The 16,457-nt window shown below is 37.8% G+C and carries 21 protein-coding genes; 11 read left to right on the top strand and 10 right to left on the bottom strand.

Annotated features, from left to right (window positions below):
• The 4 genes from asrB to HYU07_01290 all read left to right on the top strand — a co-directional run.
• A partial coding sequence (gene asrB, locus HYU07_01305) for an anaerobic sulfite reductase subunit AsrB (GenBank protein ID MBI2128853.1) occupies positions 1-793 on the top strand: 793 nt, incomplete at its 5' end.
• A gap of 5 nt (positions 794-798) precedes the next feature.
• Positions 799-1,797, top strand: coding sequence for a hydroxyacid dehydrogenase (locus HYU07_01300; GenBank protein ID MBI2128852.1), 999 nt, complete (start codon positions 799-801; stop codon positions 1,795-1,797).
• On the top strand, positions 1,781-2,563 hold the full coding sequence (locus tag HYU07_01295) for an oxidoreductase (protein ID MBI2128851.1): 783 nt from the start codon (positions 1,781-1,783) through the stop codon (positions 2,561-2,563). The genes HYU07_01300 and HYU07_01295 overlap by 17 nt, the downstream gene beginning before the upstream one ends.
• Position 2,564: 1 nt before the next feature.
• Positions 2,565-3,839, top strand: a complete 1,275-nt coding sequence (locus tag HYU07_01290; GenBank protein ID MBI2128850.1) for a Ni/Fe hydrogenase subunit alpha — start codon at positions 2,565-2,567, stop codon at positions 3,837-3,839.
• 18 nt (positions 3,840-3,857) lie between these two features.
• Here the strand turns inward: HYU07_01290 and HYU07_01285 are convergent, their stop codons facing one another.
• Positions 3,858-4,163, bottom strand: a complete 306-nt coding sequence (locus HYU07_01285; protein MBI2128849.1) for a hypothetical protein — start codon at positions 4,161-4,163, stop codon at positions 3,858-3,860.
• 104 nt (positions 4,164-4,267) lie between these two features.
• Here HYU07_01285 and HYU07_01280 point away from each other — a divergent pair, with 104 nt between their 5' ends.
• The gene (locus HYU07_01280; protein ID MBI2128848.1) at positions 4,268-4,603 is read left to right on the top strand and encodes a hypothetical protein; all 336 of its coding nucleotides are present in this window, start codon (positions 4,268-4,270) and stop codon (positions 4,601-4,603) included.
• Positions 4,604-4,793: 190 nt separating this feature from the next.
• Here the strand turns inward: HYU07_01280 and HYU07_01275 are convergent, their stop codons facing one another.
• Positions 4,794-5,177, bottom strand: a complete 384-nt coding sequence (locus HYU07_01275; GenBank protein MBI2128847.1) for a hypothetical protein — start codon at positions 5,175-5,177, stop codon at positions 4,794-4,796.
• 52 nt (positions 5,178-5,229) lie between these two features.
• On the opposite strand from HYU07_01275, the gene HYU07_01270 reads away from it, so the two are divergent.
• Positions 5,230-6,132 carry a DMT family transporter gene (locus HYU07_01270; GenBank protein MBI2128846.1) on the top strand — a complete coding sequence of 301 codons (903 nt, stop codon included), beginning with the start codon at positions 5,230-5,232 and terminating at the stop codon, positions 6,130-6,132.
• Here the strand turns inward: HYU07_01270 and HYU07_01265 are convergent.
• From HYU07_01265 to HYU07_01235, 7 genes are all read right to left on the bottom strand, one after another.
• Positions 6,102-6,575 carry a hypothetical protein gene (locus tag HYU07_01265; GenBank protein ID MBI2128845.1) on the bottom strand — a complete coding sequence of 158 codons (474 nt, stop codon included), beginning with the start codon at positions 6,573-6,575 and terminating at the stop codon, positions 6,102-6,104. The two genes, HYU07_01270 and HYU07_01265, sit on opposite strands and share 31 nt — an antisense overlap.
• Positions 6,572-6,778, bottom strand: coding sequence for a HypC/HybG/HupF family hydrogenase formation chaperone (locus HYU07_01260; protein MBI2128844.1), 207 nt, complete (start codon positions 6,776-6,778; stop codon positions 6,572-6,574). Before HYU07_01260 ends, HYU07_01265 begins: the two co-directional genes overlap by 4 nt.
• Positions 6,778-7,098 carry a hydrogenase maturation nickel metallochaperone HypA gene (locus tag HYU07_01255; protein MBI2128843.1) on the bottom strand — a complete coding sequence of 107 codons (321 nt, stop codon included), beginning with the start codon at positions 7,096-7,098 and terminating at the stop codon, positions 6,778-6,780. The genes HYU07_01260 and HYU07_01255 overlap by 1 nt, the downstream gene beginning before the upstream one ends.
• Before the next feature lie 113 nt (positions 7,099-7,211).
• Positions 7,212-7,979, bottom strand: coding sequence for a hypothetical protein (locus tag HYU07_01250; GenBank protein MBI2128842.1), 768 nt, complete (start codon positions 7,977-7,979; stop codon positions 7,212-7,214).
• Positions 7,980-8,027: 48 nt separating this feature from the next.
• Positions 8,028-8,627, bottom strand: a complete 600-nt coding sequence (locus tag HYU07_01245; protein MBI2128841.1) for a hypothetical protein — start codon at positions 8,625-8,627, stop codon at positions 8,028-8,030.
• 8 nt (positions 8,628-8,635) lie between these two features.
• The gene (locus tag HYU07_01240) at positions 8,636-9,145 is read right to left on the bottom strand and encodes a hypothetical protein (protein ID MBI2128840.1); all 510 of its coding nucleotides are present in this window, start codon (positions 9,143-9,145) and stop codon (positions 8,636-8,638) included.
• 27 nt (positions 9,146-9,172) lie between these two features.
• Positions 9,173-9,565: a hypothetical protein gene (locus HYU07_01235; protein MBI2128839.1), complete on the bottom strand. Its 393-nt coding sequence runs from the start codon at positions 9,563-9,565 to the stop codon at positions 9,173-9,175.
• 97 nt (positions 9,566-9,662) lie between these two features.
• Between HYU07_01235 and HYU07_01230 the strand changes: the two genes are divergently transcribed.
• The 3 genes from HYU07_01230 (at position 9,663) to ppsA (ending at position 13,638) form a co-directional block, all read left to right on the top strand.
• Entirely contained in the window at positions 9,663-10,394 is a 732-nt protein-coding gene (locus HYU07_01230) for a hypothetical protein (GenBank protein ID MBI2128838.1), read from the top strand.
• A 98-nt stretch (positions 10,395-10,492) separates the two neighbouring features.
• Positions 10,493-11,050: a hypothetical protein gene (locus HYU07_01225; GenBank protein MBI2128837.1), complete on the top strand. Its 558-nt coding sequence runs from the start codon at positions 10,493-10,495 to the stop codon at positions 11,048-11,050.
• A 116-nt stretch (positions 11,051-11,166) separates the two neighbouring features.
• The gene (ppsA, locus tag HYU07_01220; GenBank protein MBI2128836.1) at positions 11,167-13,638 is read left to right on the top strand and encodes a phosphoenolpyruvate synthase; all 2,472 of its coding nucleotides are present in this window, start codon (positions 11,167-11,169) and stop codon (positions 13,636-13,638) included.
• Here the strand turns inward: ppsA and HYU07_01215 are convergent.
• Positions 13,631-13,858 carry a hypothetical protein gene (locus tag HYU07_01215; GenBank protein ID MBI2128835.1) on the bottom strand — a complete coding sequence of 76 codons (228 nt, stop codon included), beginning with the start codon at positions 13,856-13,858 and terminating at the stop codon, positions 13,631-13,633. The two genes, ppsA and HYU07_01215, sit on opposite strands and share 8 nt — an antisense overlap.
• A 180-nt stretch (positions 13,859-14,038) precedes the next feature.
• On the opposite strand from HYU07_01215, the gene gap reads away from it, so the two are divergent.
• Complete coding sequence (gene gap, locus HYU07_01210) at positions 14,039-15,031, top strand: type I glyceraldehyde-3-phosphate dehydrogenase (GenBank protein ID MBI2128834.1); 993 nt, start codon at positions 14,039-14,041, stop codon at positions 15,029-15,031.
• A 1-nt stretch (position 15,032) separates the two neighbouring features.
• The gene (locus HYU07_01205) at positions 15,033-16,259 is read left to right on the top strand and encodes a phosphoglycerate kinase (protein MBI2128833.1); all 1,227 of its coding nucleotides are present in this window, start codon (positions 15,033-15,035) and stop codon (positions 16,257-16,259) included.
• Positions 16,260-16,457 lie beyond the last annotated feature (198 nt).

Here is a 16,457-nt window from a genome sequence, read left to right as displayed (position 1 = left end):
GAAAAAAATGAACAACCCCTACTTTCCTCAAAAACAGAAAATATTAGGCATTAAAAATGAAACAGCAGACATAAGCACTTATAAAATAAACTTCAGATCAGATCATCTTCCTGGCCAGTTTGTCGAGGTTTATGTTCCAAAGATAGGCGAATGCCCCATATCACTCTGCTCTTATTCAAAAGACCATATTGAGCTCGCTGTAAGGAATGTCGGCAATGTAACTAATGCGATCCACAAGCTGAAAAAAGGAGACATTATTTACGTCAGAGGACCATATGGCCACGGCTATCCGATGAACATTCTGAAAAAAAAGAATCTTACAGTCATAGGCGGCGGAACAGGAGCAGCGCCATTAAGAGGCGTAATTGAGTTTATAATAAAAAATAGAAAGCAATACAAAAATGTCGATGTTTTCCTCGGCTTCAGAAGCCCTGATGACATATTGTTCAAATATGACCTTGAAAAATGGAAAAAGCACATGAATGTTTATCTTACAGTTGACAGGGCGGAAAGCAGCTGGAAAGGCAATGCCGGCCTTGTAACGGCATTGCTTGAAAAAATGCCGCCAAAGAAAGGCTCGATTGCAATTACATGCGGCCCGCCAATAATGATAAAATTCGTGATTGAGCTGTTAGAAAAGCAAGGCTTCAAAGACAGCCAGATTTTTGTTTCATTTGAAAGGCTGATGCACTGCGGAATCGGGAAATGCGGGCATTGCATGATAGAAGGCAATTACGCCTGCAGAGACGGGCCTGTTTTCAGGCATGATTTTGTGAAGAATTTGGAGGATTGAGAATAATGAAAATTGCATTTTTTGAAATGGAAGACTGGGAAAAAGAATATATTAAAAAAAAGCTTAAAGGCAATATTTTATTTTTCAATGATGAATCAAATGAAAAAAATATTGGCAAAGTAAAAGATTTTGATATATTGTCTGTTTTTATTTATTCAAAAATAAATAAAGGCATGTTAGGCAAATTCAATAAATTAAAATTAATAGCAACAAGGTCAACCGGCTACGACCACATTGACGTTGAAGAGTGCAGAAAAAGGAAAATTGCAGTAGCCAATGTCCCTTATTACGGCGAAAACACAGTTGCAGAGCACACATTTGCATTGATTCTGGCATTGTCAAGAAAAATACACAGGGCGTATGAAAAAACAGTAAGGGGCGACTTCTCGCTTGAAGGATTGAGGGGATTTGACCTTAAAGGAAAAACTCTCGGCGTTATAGGAGCAGGCCATATCGGGCAGCATGTCATAAGAATCGCAAATGGTTTTGAAATGAATGTTCTGGCATATGATGTCAGAAGAGATTCAAAGCTGGCCAAAAAGTTTGGCTTCAAATATGCCTTATTAAATGACCTTTTAAAAAATTCTGATATTATAAGCATGCATGCCCCTTACAGCAAGGCAACGCATCACATGATAAATAAAGGCAATATGCATCTGATAAAAAAAGGCGCTATTTTAATAAATACTGCAAGAGGCGGATTAGTTGAGACAGATGCATTAGTCAAGGCATTGGACAAAGGAATATTGTCAGGAGCAGGATTGGATGTGCTTGAAGAAGAGCAGCTGGTAAAAGAAGAAAGTGAGCTTCTTTCAAAGAATTATCCGATTGAAACATTAAAGACCGTGATACAGAATCATACTTTGCTGAAAAGGGAGAACGTGATTATAACGCCGCACAATGCATTTAATAGCATTGAGGCATTGCAAAGAATTCTTGATACAACGATTGAAAATATCAGGGGCTTTATGAAAGGCAAAAAAATAAATGAGGTTAAGGCTTGAGATGGATAAGCTAAAAATCGGCATATTTGCGCTGACAAGCTGCCAGGGCTGCATGTGGAATATACTTAATCTGGAGCATAACCTGATAGAGCTTATGAAAATAGTCAATATAGCTAATTTCGAGCTGATCAAAAAAAAGAACGAAGAAGGCCCTTTTGATGTTGCGCTTATTGAAGGCTGCATTACAACGGAAGAGGAGCAGCAGCAGGCAGTTAAAATAAGAGAAAAAAGCAAATTCATAATAGCATTCGGAACATGCGCAACTTACGGCGGGGTTCCAACAATAAGGAATTTTCTTGACTTGCATGACCAGGTTGAAGCTCTGCCTCCGAATCCATTATTCTTGAAGCAAATTGCTGCCCGCGGCATTGATGCTTTCATTAAGGTTGATTATTTCATGCGCGGCTGCCCGATTGACAAGAAAGAATTCATAAATGTAATGAAAGACCTTGTTGTTGGAAAAAAGCCAAAACAAATAACACATAATGTGTGCTTTGAATGCAGGCAGAAAGAGAATATCTGCTTGCTGCAGAAAGGAGAGCCCTGCATGGGCCCGATAACATATGCCGGCTGCAATGCTTTATGCCCTTCGCATTCAACCCCGTGCTATGGCTGCTTCGGGCCAATGGAAGATGCAAATCTTGATGCTGAGATCGAGCAGTTTAAAAAGTGCGGCTTGACAACAGAGGACATTAAAAGGTATTTCAGGACATTTGCAGGAACGTCAAAAGTGTTTAAGAAGTTCAACGAAGATATTAAAAAATAAAATGGAAACAAATCATACAATCAAGCTCAACCACATTGCAAAGATCGAAGGCCATGCCAAGCTGAATATCAGAATAGAGAATGGCAGGGTTGAAAAAGCAAAAATAGAAACATTTGAAGGAGCAAGATTTTTTGAAGACATTATAAAGAACAGAAAATACGGGGATGCTCCTGTGCTGACATCAAGGATCTGCGGCACTTGTTCCCCCTCGCATCTTGTAACATCCTTAAAAGCTGTTGAGGACGCATTCAATGTTAAAGTCAGCGAGCAGACAAAATTATTAAGAGAGCTGCTTGTTTTGGGCTCTTATCTGCAGAATCACACACTGCACCTTTATTTTCTTTCGCTGCCCGATTACCTTGGCTTTGACTCTGCCATCGAGATGGCTTCAAAGCATCCGAAAGAGGTTGAAAGAGCCTTGAAGATGAAAAAAATAGGAAATGAGATCGTTGCAATAATTGGCGGCAGGGAAGTGCATCCGATAACGCCAATAATAGGCGGATTCTCAAAGCTTCCTCCAAAAAACGAAGTAAATGCTTTGCTCAGAATGCTTGAAAGCATAAAGCAGGATGCAGTTGAATCTGTTAAATTATTTTCTGATCTGAAATATCCCTCATTTGAGCGGGAAACAAAATATTTTGCGCTTGAATCTGATAAGTATTCCCTTATTGACGGAGCAATATCCTGCACAGGCAATATGTGCATTCCAACTAAAGATTACCAGAATCATTTCAGGGAATATTTTGAGGAAGGATCAAAATCGGAATTCGTTGTTGCAGAGGGCAACAGCTATATGGTTGGCGCTTTGGCAAGGCTTAACAATAATTTTGAAAAGCTGCCTAAAAACATTCAGGATATGGTTCCATTTAGGATTCCAAGCTTTTCGCCTTTCAGCAATAATGTGGCGCAGGCAATTGAGCTTCTTTTTTGTGTTGAAAGGGCAATTGAAATTCTAAGGGATCTGGAATTAGAGGAAGAAGGCTGCTCTGAAATAAAAATCAAAGCAGGCAGAGGCGTTGGAATTACAGAAGCTCCAAGAGGGATGCTGTTCCATGACTATACTTTTGATGAAAACGGTTTTGTAAAGAAAGCCAACATTACAACCCCCACATCGCAGAATTTGAGGAACATGGAGGATGACATAAAGGCATTCCTGCCCGGGATCTTGAGCTTGAAAGAAAGCGAGATCGTGCTGCAGCTTGAAAAATTGATTAGAGCTTATGATCCATGCATTTCATGCTCAACGCATTTCTTAAAAGTGAATTGGGAGAAATGATTTCATATTTGTCCGCAATCACAGCATCAGCAAAACCGGTATAATCGACCTTACTCCCGTTTCCTTGATGATCTCTTTGATCTTGTCATAACGATCCATATTAAGATAATACTTCCATCCATGCTCTTTCTTCTTTTTGCAGCAGATGTTCTGCCTTACTAACGCATCTAGAACTTTATCTGTCTTATCCAAATCTTCTTTAGGCGTTGCAGTTTTCAAAACATTAATGTAAACAGAACCCTTGCCAAAGCAGCCTAAGTCAAAAAGCTTTTTTACAATATCCCTGCTTATTCTTATATACTCGCTCCTCTTTACCTGTGCCATTATCCAAGCAGAATGCTGCTTGTATATAAATGTGTGGTCCAAATATGGCCTCTTAAGGGTCTAAAATAGAAACCTTTAAATACAAGCATATCATTGCCATTTACATGATGCCAAAATCAGTATTTTTAAAAGAGCAGGGAGACAGCCCAAAAAACAGAATATGGAGCTTTTTAATAGTGCATTCAGAATATGACTATTCGATGAAGGATATTGCTAGATATTCTGAAGTAGGGTATACTACATTAAAAAGGATCTTTAAGGAGTTCAGGGAAAAGAAGATGGTCGTTCAAACAAGAATTGTTGGAAAGGCAAAGATGTACAAATTAAACTTTAAAAATCCAATAGTTACAAAATTTATAGATTTTTATTGGGCTGTGGTGGATTCTGTTGTCAGAAGAGAAAACGCCATAAAATGTCGGAATTTTCCATCTAGTCTGTGACTAGTGGTAAGCTTCGCTTTTTTTGCACGAATCATGAAAATTCCGAGCATGCTCAAAAACCACCTGATGCGGTAAAACGCAGTAACATTCTACTAGTCTCTGACTGGTGGTTTTTGACAGAAGAGGAAAGCGAAGTTCGCTATCATTCAGCATCATCAGTTGGCGCAGTAGCAGTTTCAGCCAAAAATATCTAGCCTTTTTCTTTTTTCAAAATCTCAGCTATTTCTTTCTTAATCTCCCCAGCATCCCCTTTCTGCGGTATTCCTATGATCCGTATTTCCTTTATTTTCCCGATCTCCTTCATCAGCTTCAGATAAAACCCGAGATCAAAATCATGCAGCGTGCATATTTTGCTGCTTTTTAGCTCGTCAATATTTTTTATCAGCATTGTTTTTTCAATATTTTCAACAACATCCATGATGTATAATTCATCAGAATTTGCATAGTTCAAGATATCGTCGACATTGTCGCTTTTGATGAATTCAAAGCCATCTAACTTTATTTCATCAGCTATTTTTTTAGCAAGGCGGTCTTTCTTTAAAAACTCATTTCCAAAGCATAAAACTGTTGTCATATACTATGCCAAAACAATAAAATATATAAATCCATTGCATTATCAAAATAATATGATTGAAAAAAGAGGCCTGCTCCTTGTTTTCTTGACAGCAATAATCAGCGGCTTCTCTATTTTCATAAACAAATTCGGCATAGTAGGCATAAACTCCGATATTTTCACATTTTCAAAAAATACAGTTGTTGCAGTGTTTTTATTTGCAGTTATCCTTTCATTAGGCAATTTCAAAGAACTTAAAAAACTTACAAAAAAGCAATGGCTGTTATTGGCATCAATTGGCCTTATCGGCGGCTCTGTTCCGTTTTTATTGTTTTTCAGAGGCCTTCAGATGACATCTTCTGCAATGGGCTCGTTGATCCACAAAACAATGTTTGTTTATGTTGGAATTTTTGCAGTTATTTTTTTAAAGGAAAAGTTAAGCAAAAAAATTATAATCCCTGCATTGCTGCTATTGATAGGCAACCTTATAATTCTGAAAATAAGCGCCTTTTCATTCAATTACGGCGATTTATTAATCCTAATCGCGGCCTTGTTCTGGGCAGCTGAAAACACATTGTCAAAGCATGTATTGAAGGAGCTGAGCGGCAATACAGTTGCATTCGGGAGGATGTTTTTCGGATCTTTATTTATTTTGATTTATCTGGTTGCAACAAAAGAAATATTCTTGATGAAATCCTTGAATGTTGAGCAGATGACGTGGATAATAGCAACATCATTGATCCTTTTAGGGTATGTATTAGCCTGGTATAATGGATTAAAGCACGTAGATGTTACATTGGCAACTTCAGTATTATTACTGGGATCGCCGGTAACAACCACGCTTAATTATCTGTTTTTGAATGCAGCTTTGACTGTGAATGATGTTGTCGGAGGAGTGTTTTTAGTGGCTGGGATTATTGCAATGATTTTATTATCAAAAAGAATTCAATCCACAACCTCAACCGCATACCCGTAATGCACTGTAACCTTATCCCCTGCTTTCGCTTCCGGCGCAAAATGATTCAGCACCCTTCTTGTTTTGTCTTTTATTTTCACAGAAAGCACATCATTGTTCTTTTCAATGCTCTCCCCGACTAATACTTTGGAAAGCTCGCACAATGCTGGAGGAAAATTCCTGTAAGATCCCTCTCTCCTGTCAATTATCTTATTGTGCTCGTTCAGGAAATAATGCCTTATCACAGAAGGATCCCACTTATTTTTCCCTTTTTCCCTTGCTATCCTGCTGATTTCAGCAAAAGCCCTGTGAAAAATCTTCTCCAATTTGTCCCTCGCAATGAGCTTGCCTTTGACAGCAGCATCTTCAAGCTCAGAATAAGCAGCATCATCAATTTCATCTCTGGCTCTGATTACAAAAGCGCACGGAAAAGCGTATCTTAAAAAATACTTTTCAACCCTCATTTTAGCGATTCCCAGGCTTTTATTGCCTCTAAAGCTTCCTGCTCGGGAATCCTGTCAAGAACTATTTTGCCGCCCACTATTACATAGTCTCCTACTTTAAAGCTTTTATCCAGCAGCCTTGCTTCCCTTTTTTCAGAGCCATAATCAACAATGGCTTTTTCGCCGTCAATTTCAGTTATTCTTCCAGGTATTGCAAGGCACATTATTGCACAACAACCTCTTTCAGAATAATCTCATCGCCGTAAGCAACATCAGGCACTTGGGTGCATTCAGGGCATTCATAAATGACAGCATCATGCTCCTGGGAGATGATCTTTGGATCGCCTTCATAGCCGCATGGACAGGTTACTTTTGACTTTGCCTTCACAATAACAACTTCCCATGGCACCATTGCCTTTAATGTTTCCTCTAGCTCTTCAGCAGGCATGTCAGCTAGCTCCCCCACTTCAACAACGATCTTCCTCACATTGCCCTGCTTCTTGGCTTCCTCGATCAGCTGGTTAGCAATGATGGTTTCATGCATTTAAGGCTGTAATATCTTCTCTTTTTTTAAAGTTTTTTGTTTTTAGAGCAAAAAAAGCATGATAATCGGTGCCAGCCAATCGGAGAAGGAGCACTATATGGGATTAATGTTTTTTATCCTTCGGATATTTTGTTCTCACACGATGTATCTTTTTTGAAGCCTTTCTCTAAAATAAAACTTTCAGCAGTTCGTGGAAAAGATTCATTGGTGAGAATACACCAGCTGTTTCTTTCTACTTCATTATTTCCTATACGCTGCAAAAGGCCATTTAAGAAAAGGTCTATTATGCCTTTTTTAGACTCTATCATGTAAATGTTTGCATCAAAAGGACCAGAAAATTCACAATCAACTAATCCATATATCTCTGGTTTTATCAGTAGATCATGTCTTTTTCCAAATAAGTGTTTCCTTGTCTTGCATTCATATGAGTTACTTTGATAAATAACTAGAGTTGATGGCGTAATCCATAATTGATGTTGTCGTTCCAAGAATTGCTCTCCTTGTTTAAAGATTCGCTCAGATAGTTCTTCTTTCTTCTTTTTTGTTGCTACAAAATAAAAAGGATTAAACGAATTAAATGAGTATCTCATATTTTCAGAGCCAAGCAGGCTGTAAGGACCAAGTACGCTAACTTCTTGTTGTCCAAAATTAACAGGCCTAGAGTAATGTGCAATTTGCGGCAACATAACAACAGAGTCTTGTAAAGATTTCGTGAGTCCAGTTCCAGAAATAAGCTCATCATCACAATCTCTTTTATACAAAAGCTCAGTATGCAATTCGAATACAGACTTCTCGAGAGGAATGTTTCTGAAAATTGATTTAAGAACTTCTTCTATTGTTTTATGATCCAATTTCAATGTGAAAGCATATTCTTCTGACATTTTAATCACTTCCTCTTCCCAAATACATATTTTGAATTATTTCACTTTCTACTTTTGATCAACATACCTTTGGAAGGATTTCACCTCATCTATTTGATCTGAGTAGAGCACTTTTTCATCTAAGACGCCTTTGGAAAGAACCGGTCTTCTTTCTTTTTCTATGTGTTTTTTAAATTCATTTCTAAGCGATAAATATGGAACTGTAAGCAGATTGATCAGGTTATCTTGAATGAGTATATTTTTTCTTCTTGCTTCTGATTGTAATTCTTCATAGATCCTATTAGTATTGCCCTCAATCCCGTAATGCCCGATTTGAGAATATCTATTAAAATCTGTTAATGACCAAGCGAAACAAATAGAACATATTTCTATTTTCCATATCTCTCTTTCAACATCTTTTAATTCTTCTTTTATGGATAATTTTGGCAGGGGCGTCCATTCAAGCTTCAATGATTTTTTAGGTATTTTTGTATAATCATATCTTGCTAAACTAATATATGCACCAACGGATAGGCCAAAACCATGTGCTCTTATTTTAGCCACATATCTCGTTAGTCCGTCATCTGTTGTCAGGCTATTTTCAAAATTATATCGCAGTTTGCGTTCTTTTGGTTTTTCTATTGTTGATTCAAGATCTGTGGTTTTCATTTTTTACCTCACCAAAACAATCTTTCCAGATTTAAGCGGTCATAGGGATTATATTTCATCCGATTATAAATACTGATATCCCTCAATAATTCACCAATTGCTTTGGAAAACTGGATAGGATCTTTATATAATTCATGTTCAGATGTTTCTCTTGACCTTTCAAACTCTTCCGATAAGAGATTTTCTATGAATTGATCTAAGTCCTTACTCGTCGTTTCTCTAAACCACAGATTATGTGCATGAGAGTATTTCCATCTGTCAGCAGTATTCATATTTCCAGGGAGTAATTGCTCCTTGTATTCCCTTATAAGCATATAACTAGGTTGTTTTACTGTTTCTTCTTCATAAGGAAAAACCTCAAATCTAGAAATAGCTATTCCTTTAGAAGAGTCAAATGTGACCCTATAATCAGTGAATCTATCTAAAGAATCATTAACTTTGTGAGCTATTTTAAATATGGGAATGTTTATCCAGTCACGCTGTTCCTCAGACCATATATCGCAATTTTTATCAGTCATGCTTACCCATTCGCCTTTAGATTCCTTCTAACATTTTTTACCTCCTGCATGAGTGCAATTTTGCGTTAACATGTTGTGCCCCACATCATATCCTTTCATATATGTGGTATCAGCCATAAAGAATATGTTTCTAATTTGATTATTGTTTAATCCATCATAAAACCCGTAGATTTGCCTTTCTGTCTCTGATAGCTTATTTGGTTCTAATAATTTTTCTTTGATTTTGTTCTTTTGTGCCTCATCATATAGAAAACCAAAACCTAGGCTGGCAAAATCTACATCGGATTCTAGTTCTATCTTTTCTTTGAAAATCAGTGTTATTTCTCTCATAACTCTTTTTTTTGTGAAAAGGTTTACTTTTGGTTTAAAACAAGCCATATATTTTTCAACAGTATCTGAAATTTCCTTTTGTTCATCCATTTTAATCACTCTTAAAAGAATACTGACGATTTTATTAATCTTTGTAGTATTCTCATACTACCACAAAATTTATATATCCGAATAACTTTCTTTCTGTATGGACACAAAAATACTGAAGGAAATAGGTTTAACAGAAACAGAAATAAAGATTTATTTGGCTTTATTGGCTCTTGGAGCAACTTCTGCCGGCAAGATTGTAGAAGATACAGGCATTTACAGAAAAAACCTTTATGACGCTTTAAATAAGCTTATTGAGAAAGGTCTTGTCAGTTATGTCATTGAAAATAAAATAAGGGTCTTTCAGGCAAAAAATCCCGAGAATTTAGAAAAATACCTTGATGAGAAAAAAGCAAAGATAGAAGAGCAAAAGCAGGAAATTCAAAACACCATTTCTGAAATGAATTCCCTTTTTAACGAAGCTCCTGCTGAGATAGAGTCTGAGATCTATCGCGGAACAGAAGGAATTAAAACAATACTGAAAGAGTGCCTGAATTACAAAGAAGTCTTATTTATCGGCGCAACCGGCGATGTTCAGGACAGATTGCCTTATTTTTGGCCGCAATATAACAAAAAACGAGAAAAGTTAAAGTGCACCTGGAAATTATTGCTTGTTCATGAAGCAAAAAGAAAACCTATAACAAAATCAAAATACTATGAGTATAAAGTTCTGCCAAGAATATTAAGCGGGCTTAACGTTATTTATATTTACGGCGATTATGTTGCAAATGTTCTGTGGCTGGAAAAACCAATTGCATTTGTAATAAAACATAAAACTCTTGCAAACAATTACAGAAAATACTTTGACTTTCTCTGGAAGACGATAAAATAACTCCATCCATAATGAATTCTAGTTCTGATTCGGATCTGTCTTAAAAATTAGAAAGATTTAAAAAATATAATCCAACTGTTAAATTTAAGGAGATCAAAATGGGAGAAAATGTATGGTATGGTTTTGCAATCGGAGCAATTATTGGAGGCGGATTAGGTGACGACCCGCCATCAGGAGATTCCGGGCATGGACTTGGCGCAGCAAAGAACGGAAATTCTGATAAAGATTCTGCTAACGGCGGGCAAGGATTGTTTTCCCTTTGGGGGCATGAAATCTGGTTATACCTTGGCGGCATTCTGGGTTTTGGAGATAAATTTGGTTTGTATCTTACAACAGGACCGATGATCGGAAAAAATCCTGATTGGGCAATAGGCGGGGGCATTCATATATTGAAGGCTTTTGGTTTAGGAGTAGTAGTGCCAATCAGACAAGCATTACGCAGTTATAGTAAGCATCAAGATAAAATGGCAGCTTATATTGACTTGGGGCAACAATACTTGGCAAATGCGATTGATGCAGGAAAACATTACTTAGCGAATGCAAGCGACATAGGACAGCAATGCTTAATAAGTACGCAACATTGCATTACTGAATTATCTGCCCAAATGCCAACAATAGCTAGCGGTTTAGAACAAATTATTAAAAATATGCACTAATCTTTCAATTTTTCCTAGAATGAATTCTTAAGAGCCAAAATCCAAAAACTATTTAAATAACGCCTTTTACAATACTCATTAAAAGAGGTGGTATTTTGGATAAGCATAGTTCAAACATGTCAGAAATTCAAAGGATTTCTGAGCATGCTCAAAAACCAAAGGTTTTTGACAGGTTAAAATCCTTTATTCTGTGGTTTAATGATCTTGGCATAGAGGATGTTCCGCTTGTCGGAGGCAAAAATGCCTCTTTAGGAGAAATGTACAGGCAGCTTACAAAGAAAGGCATCAATATACCGAATGGATTTGCAGTAACAGCCTATGCTTACAGATATTTCCTGAAAACAGAAAAAATAGGCGATGACATAAAAAGAATTTTCAAAGGGCTGAAAACAACGAGCATAAAAGACCTGTCAGAAAGAGGCCAAAAGACAAGGGAATTAATCAAATCAGCAGAGTTTCCTTATGAATTAAAGCGCGCAATAACAAAAGCTTACGATAAGCTGTGCAAACAATACGGCAAGAACTGCGATGTTGCAGTAAGGTCATCAGCCACAGCAGAAGATTTGCCGGATGCAAGCTTTGCAGGCCAGCAGGAAACTTATCTCAACATAAGAGGCCATTCTCAATTGCTAGATGCATGCAAAAAATGTTTCGCCTCTTTATTCACAGACAGGGCGATAAGCTACAGAGTGGATAAAAAATTCGATCATTTCAAAGTTTACCTTTCAATTGGAATCCAAAAAATGGTCAGAAGCGACAAGGCTTCAGCAGGGGTTATGTTTACAATAGACACTGAAACAGGATTCAGGGATGTTGTTCTGATAAATGCATCTTACGGATTGGGAGAAAATGTTGTGCAGGGAGCAGTCAATCCCGATGAATATTACATTTTCAAGCAGACATTAAAGCAGGGCCGTAATGCAATAATCAGCAAAGCTGTTGGCGAGAAAAAGATAAAAATGATTTATTATGAAGGCGGAAATAAGACAACAAAGAATGTTCCGACAACAGAAGAGGAAAGAAGAAATTTTGTTTTGACAGACAAGGAAATATTGGCATTGGCAAAATGGGGCTGCGTAATTGAGGACCATTACAGCAGGAAAGCAGGCCATCACAAGCCAATGGACATAGAATGGGCAAAGGACGGCGAAACAGACAAGCTTTTCATTGTGCAGGCAAGGCCTGAAACAGTGCAGAGCCAGAAAAACAGGAACATATATGAAATTTATGAGCTGAAAAAAAGAGGCAAAATAATTGTGACAGGCCATTCTGTTGGAGAAAAGATCGGACAAGGCAGAGCAAATGTGATAAAAAATGTCCATGAAATCTCAAGGTTCAAGCAAGGAGATGTTTTAGTCACAGATATGACAGATCCAGATTGGGAGCCGATAATGAAAATAGCGTCTGCGATTGTAACTAATAGAGGGGGGCGCACATGCCACGCAGCAATCATCTCCCGTGAACTGGGAATTCCGTGCATTGTCGGCACAAACAACGGAACTGAAAAAATAAAAACAGGCCAGAATATCACAGCGAGCTGCGCAGAAGGTGATATTGGCTTTATATATGAGGGATTGCTGGATTTTAAAAAAAAGGTTGTTGACCTCAAAACAATTCCAAAAACAAAAACAAAAATAATGATGAACATTGCAGAGCCTGACCAGGCTTTAGAGCTTTCATTCATCCCTAATGATGGCGTTGGCCTGGCAAGAGAGGAGTTCATAATAAATTCTTACATTAAAATTCATCCTCTTGCTTTGCTCAATTTTAAAAAACTTAAAGATGAAGACGCAAAGCAGATGATAGAAGAGCTTACATCAAATTACAAAAACAAGGCAGATTATTTTGTAGACAAGCTTGCGCAAGGAGCAGCAATGCTCGCAGCAGCATTCTATCCGAAAGACGTCATACTGAGATTTTCTGATTTCAAGACAAATGAATATGCGAATCTTATTGGAGGAAAGCAGTTTGAGCCGCATGAGGAAAACCCGATGATCGGCTGGAGAGGCGCATCAAGGTATTACTCTGAAAATTATAAAGACGGATTTGCATTGGAATGCAGGGCAATCAAAAGAGTAAGGGATGAAATGGGTCTGACAAATTTAAAAGTCATGATTCCTTTCTGCAGGACAATAGAAGAAGGAAAAAAAGTTCTGAAAGAAATGGAGAAAAACGGATTGAAAAGGGGAGAAAATCATTTGCAGGTTTATGTGATGTGTGAAATTCCTTCAAATGTCATATTGGCTGAAAAATTCTCTGAGATATTCGATGGATTCAGCATTGGCTCTAATGACCTGACGCAGCTGACATTGGGCCTTGACAGAGATTCTGAATTGGTTTCCTCGATATATGATGAAAGGAATGAAGCAGTCAAAAGATTAGTTAGCATTGTGATCGAGATCGCAAAGGAGAAAGGCAGGAAAATAGGCATATGCGGGCAAGCAGCATCTGATTTTCCCGAATTTGCGCAGTTTCTTGTAGAATGCGGCATTGATTCAATTTCTCTAAACCCCGACAGTGTTTTGAAGATGATATTGAAGATTTCTGAAAAGGAAAAACAACTAAATAAAAAGGCAAGACCTATTTAATATATTTTAAAGCAGAACACAGGCCCCTCATAGCCTCAAAGCTATTTTTTGCATCTACTGTTATATTTCCATAAGAAGGCAGGTGGTAGATGCATTCTGTGCAGCCATGAATCCTTTCTGAAGAAACACGTATTAAGGACCTGTATTCATGATCAACAATTCTCCACTCTAGTTTCCTGAATACGTCTTCTCCAACAATTTCCACCATTTTGAAGCCCATAGAGATAACATTGAAAAGCTATTTTAAATATTTTTTGTAAATGTTAAGTATAAGTTCAACTTTACACCAACAAAATACACATGAAAGTGTAAACTTCTTCACTTCACATAAACCAAAACTTTAAATATCCGTGCTGTTTATTTTATTTCATTCACTTTAAAAAACAAGGGGGTGTTTTAAATGGTTAGAGTTGCAATCAACGGATTTGGCAGAATTGGAAGATTGGTTTTTAGGGCAGGCTACAAGGATAAAAATATCGAGTTTGTTGCAGTAAATGATCTTGGCGATGCAAAGACAATGGCGCATCTTCTGAAATATGATTCAATACATAGATTGTTTCCAGGAAAAGTAGAGGTAAAAGACAACAATCTTGTTGTTGATGGAAAAGAAATAAAATTCCTGTCTGAAAAAGATCCTGAAAAGATGCCCTGGAAAGACCTTAAAGTTGATGTTGTTGTTGAAAGCACAGGCATTTTCACAACAAGGGAAGGCGCTTCAAAGCACATCAAGGCAGGCGCTAAAAAAGTTCTGATTTCTGCTCCGGTAAAAGGCGAGGAAAAAGTGCAGACAATTGTCCGCGGCGTTAATGACAATAAATGCGGCGGAAATGATTTGATTTCAAACGCATCCTGCACAACAAACAGCCTTATCCCTGTTGTTTCGGTTCTGCAGGCAAAATTCGGAATTGAAGCAGGCTTGATGACAACCATACATTCCTATACAAATGACCAAAGGATTCTCGATCTTCCTCATTCTGACTTAAGAAGGGCAAGGGCAGCAGCGCTTAATATCATCCCGACATCAACAGGAGCTGCAAAAGCAAGCTCTGAGGTTATTCCTGAATTGAAGGGAAAGATGGACGGCTATGCAGTCCGAGTCCCGACTCCGGACGGGTCTTTGACTGATTTGACTGTGCTGCTGAAGAAAGAAACAACTGCTGAAGAACTAAACAAAGTGATGAAGGAAGCTTCTGAGACTTATCTTAAAGGAGTATTGCAATACACAGAAGAGCCGATTGTCTCAACAGACATAATAGGCAATCCGCATTCCTCGATCTTCGATGCCTCGCTGACAAAGGTGATCGGAAGGCTGGCAAAAGTATGCGCATGGTATGACAACGAATGGGGCTTCAGCTTGAGGATGATCGAGACGATAAAATTGATGGCGAAATAAAATGCTTTCAATAGAAGATTTAGAAAATTATTACAGGGGCAAGAAGGTCATAATAAGAGTTGATTTCAATGTTCCGATGGAAGGAACTAATATAACGGATGATTCCAGAATAGTTGCTGCATTGCCAACAATAAAATATGTGAGAAGCAGAGGCGGCAAAGTAATTCTTATGAGCCATCTAGGAAGGCCTGATGGAAAAGTCATGAAAGAATTTAGCTTAAAGCCTGTTGCTAAAAAGCTTGAAGAGCTGCTTAATGTGACTGTAAAAATGGCTTCGGATTGCATTGGTGAAAATGTTAAAAAGACGGTGTATGGCATGAAAGAAGGCGATGTTGTATTATTGGAAAATTTAAGATTTCATCCAGAAGAAGAGGCCAATAATTATGTATTCGCAGAAAGATTAACAGAGTTGGCTGATATTTACATAAACGACGCATTTGGAACTGCGCATAGGGCGCATGCATCAACAGAGGGCATTGCGGAAATCATGAAGAAACAGGGCAAAAAGGTTGCAGCAGGGTATTTAATGATGAAAGAAATCGAAATGCTGAAGCCCCTGTTAAAGCCGAAAGGCTGCTCTGTTGCAATAATTGGCGGCGCCAAGGTAAAAGACAAAATAGGGGTTGTAAAATTTTTGGCCAGAATGTATGGTGCTGTCCTGATTGGCGGCGGAATGGCAAACACGTTCTTTAAAGCAAAGGGCTATGGCATAGGCAGCTCAAAGTTTGAGAAAGATTTTGTTGAAGAGGTAAAGCAGTTGCTGAATTCGCAATATGGGGAAAAAATTTTCATCCCGATTGATGCGTTGACCGGAATAGTTCCAGTTAAAATCAAAGAAGGCAAGGAAGAAAAAGATTACAAAAAAGCAGCATATTCTGGAAAAGTTGATTTCAGCGCTGGCTCAATTAAAGATGGGGAGGATGCCCTTGATATTAGCGAAAAAACAATTGCATTGTATAAATCAGAGATTGCAAAAGCTAAGACAATATTCTGGAATGGCCCCATGGGTGTTTTTGAAGTTGAGGCATTTATAAACGGCACAATGGAGATCGCAGAAGCTGTTGCGGCAAATAAAGGCTATACTGTTGTCGGCGGCGGCGATTCAGTGGCGGCATTGTCAAAATCCGGCCTGACAGAAAAAATAAAATGGGTCTCGACAGGCGGCGGAGCATCATTGGAATTTCTTGAGAATAAAGGGCATTTGCCAGGGATTGATGTGCTAAAATAAATAAGTTTTTCTTTTCATAATATTTAGTCATTATTCCGATAAGAATATTTCTGTCAATTAAATATTTAAATAAGAATAGTTCTAAGTCCAGTTATGACCAATATTAATAACAAAAAAACAAATATACATTCGATCCATTCTGCTCTTGATAGTTCTATGCTTATGCTGATGCGTTAAAGCATCTCATTGTTTTTATCT

This window comes from Candidatus Woesearchaeota archaeon (assembly GCA_016180285.1).
Classification (GTDB): domain Archaea; phylum Nanobdellota; class Nanobdellia; order Woesearchaeales; family JACPBO01; genus JACPBO01.
The sequence above is the reverse complement of the archived record's forward strand: the minus strand, read 5'-3'. Positions and strand labels throughout refer to the sequence as shown.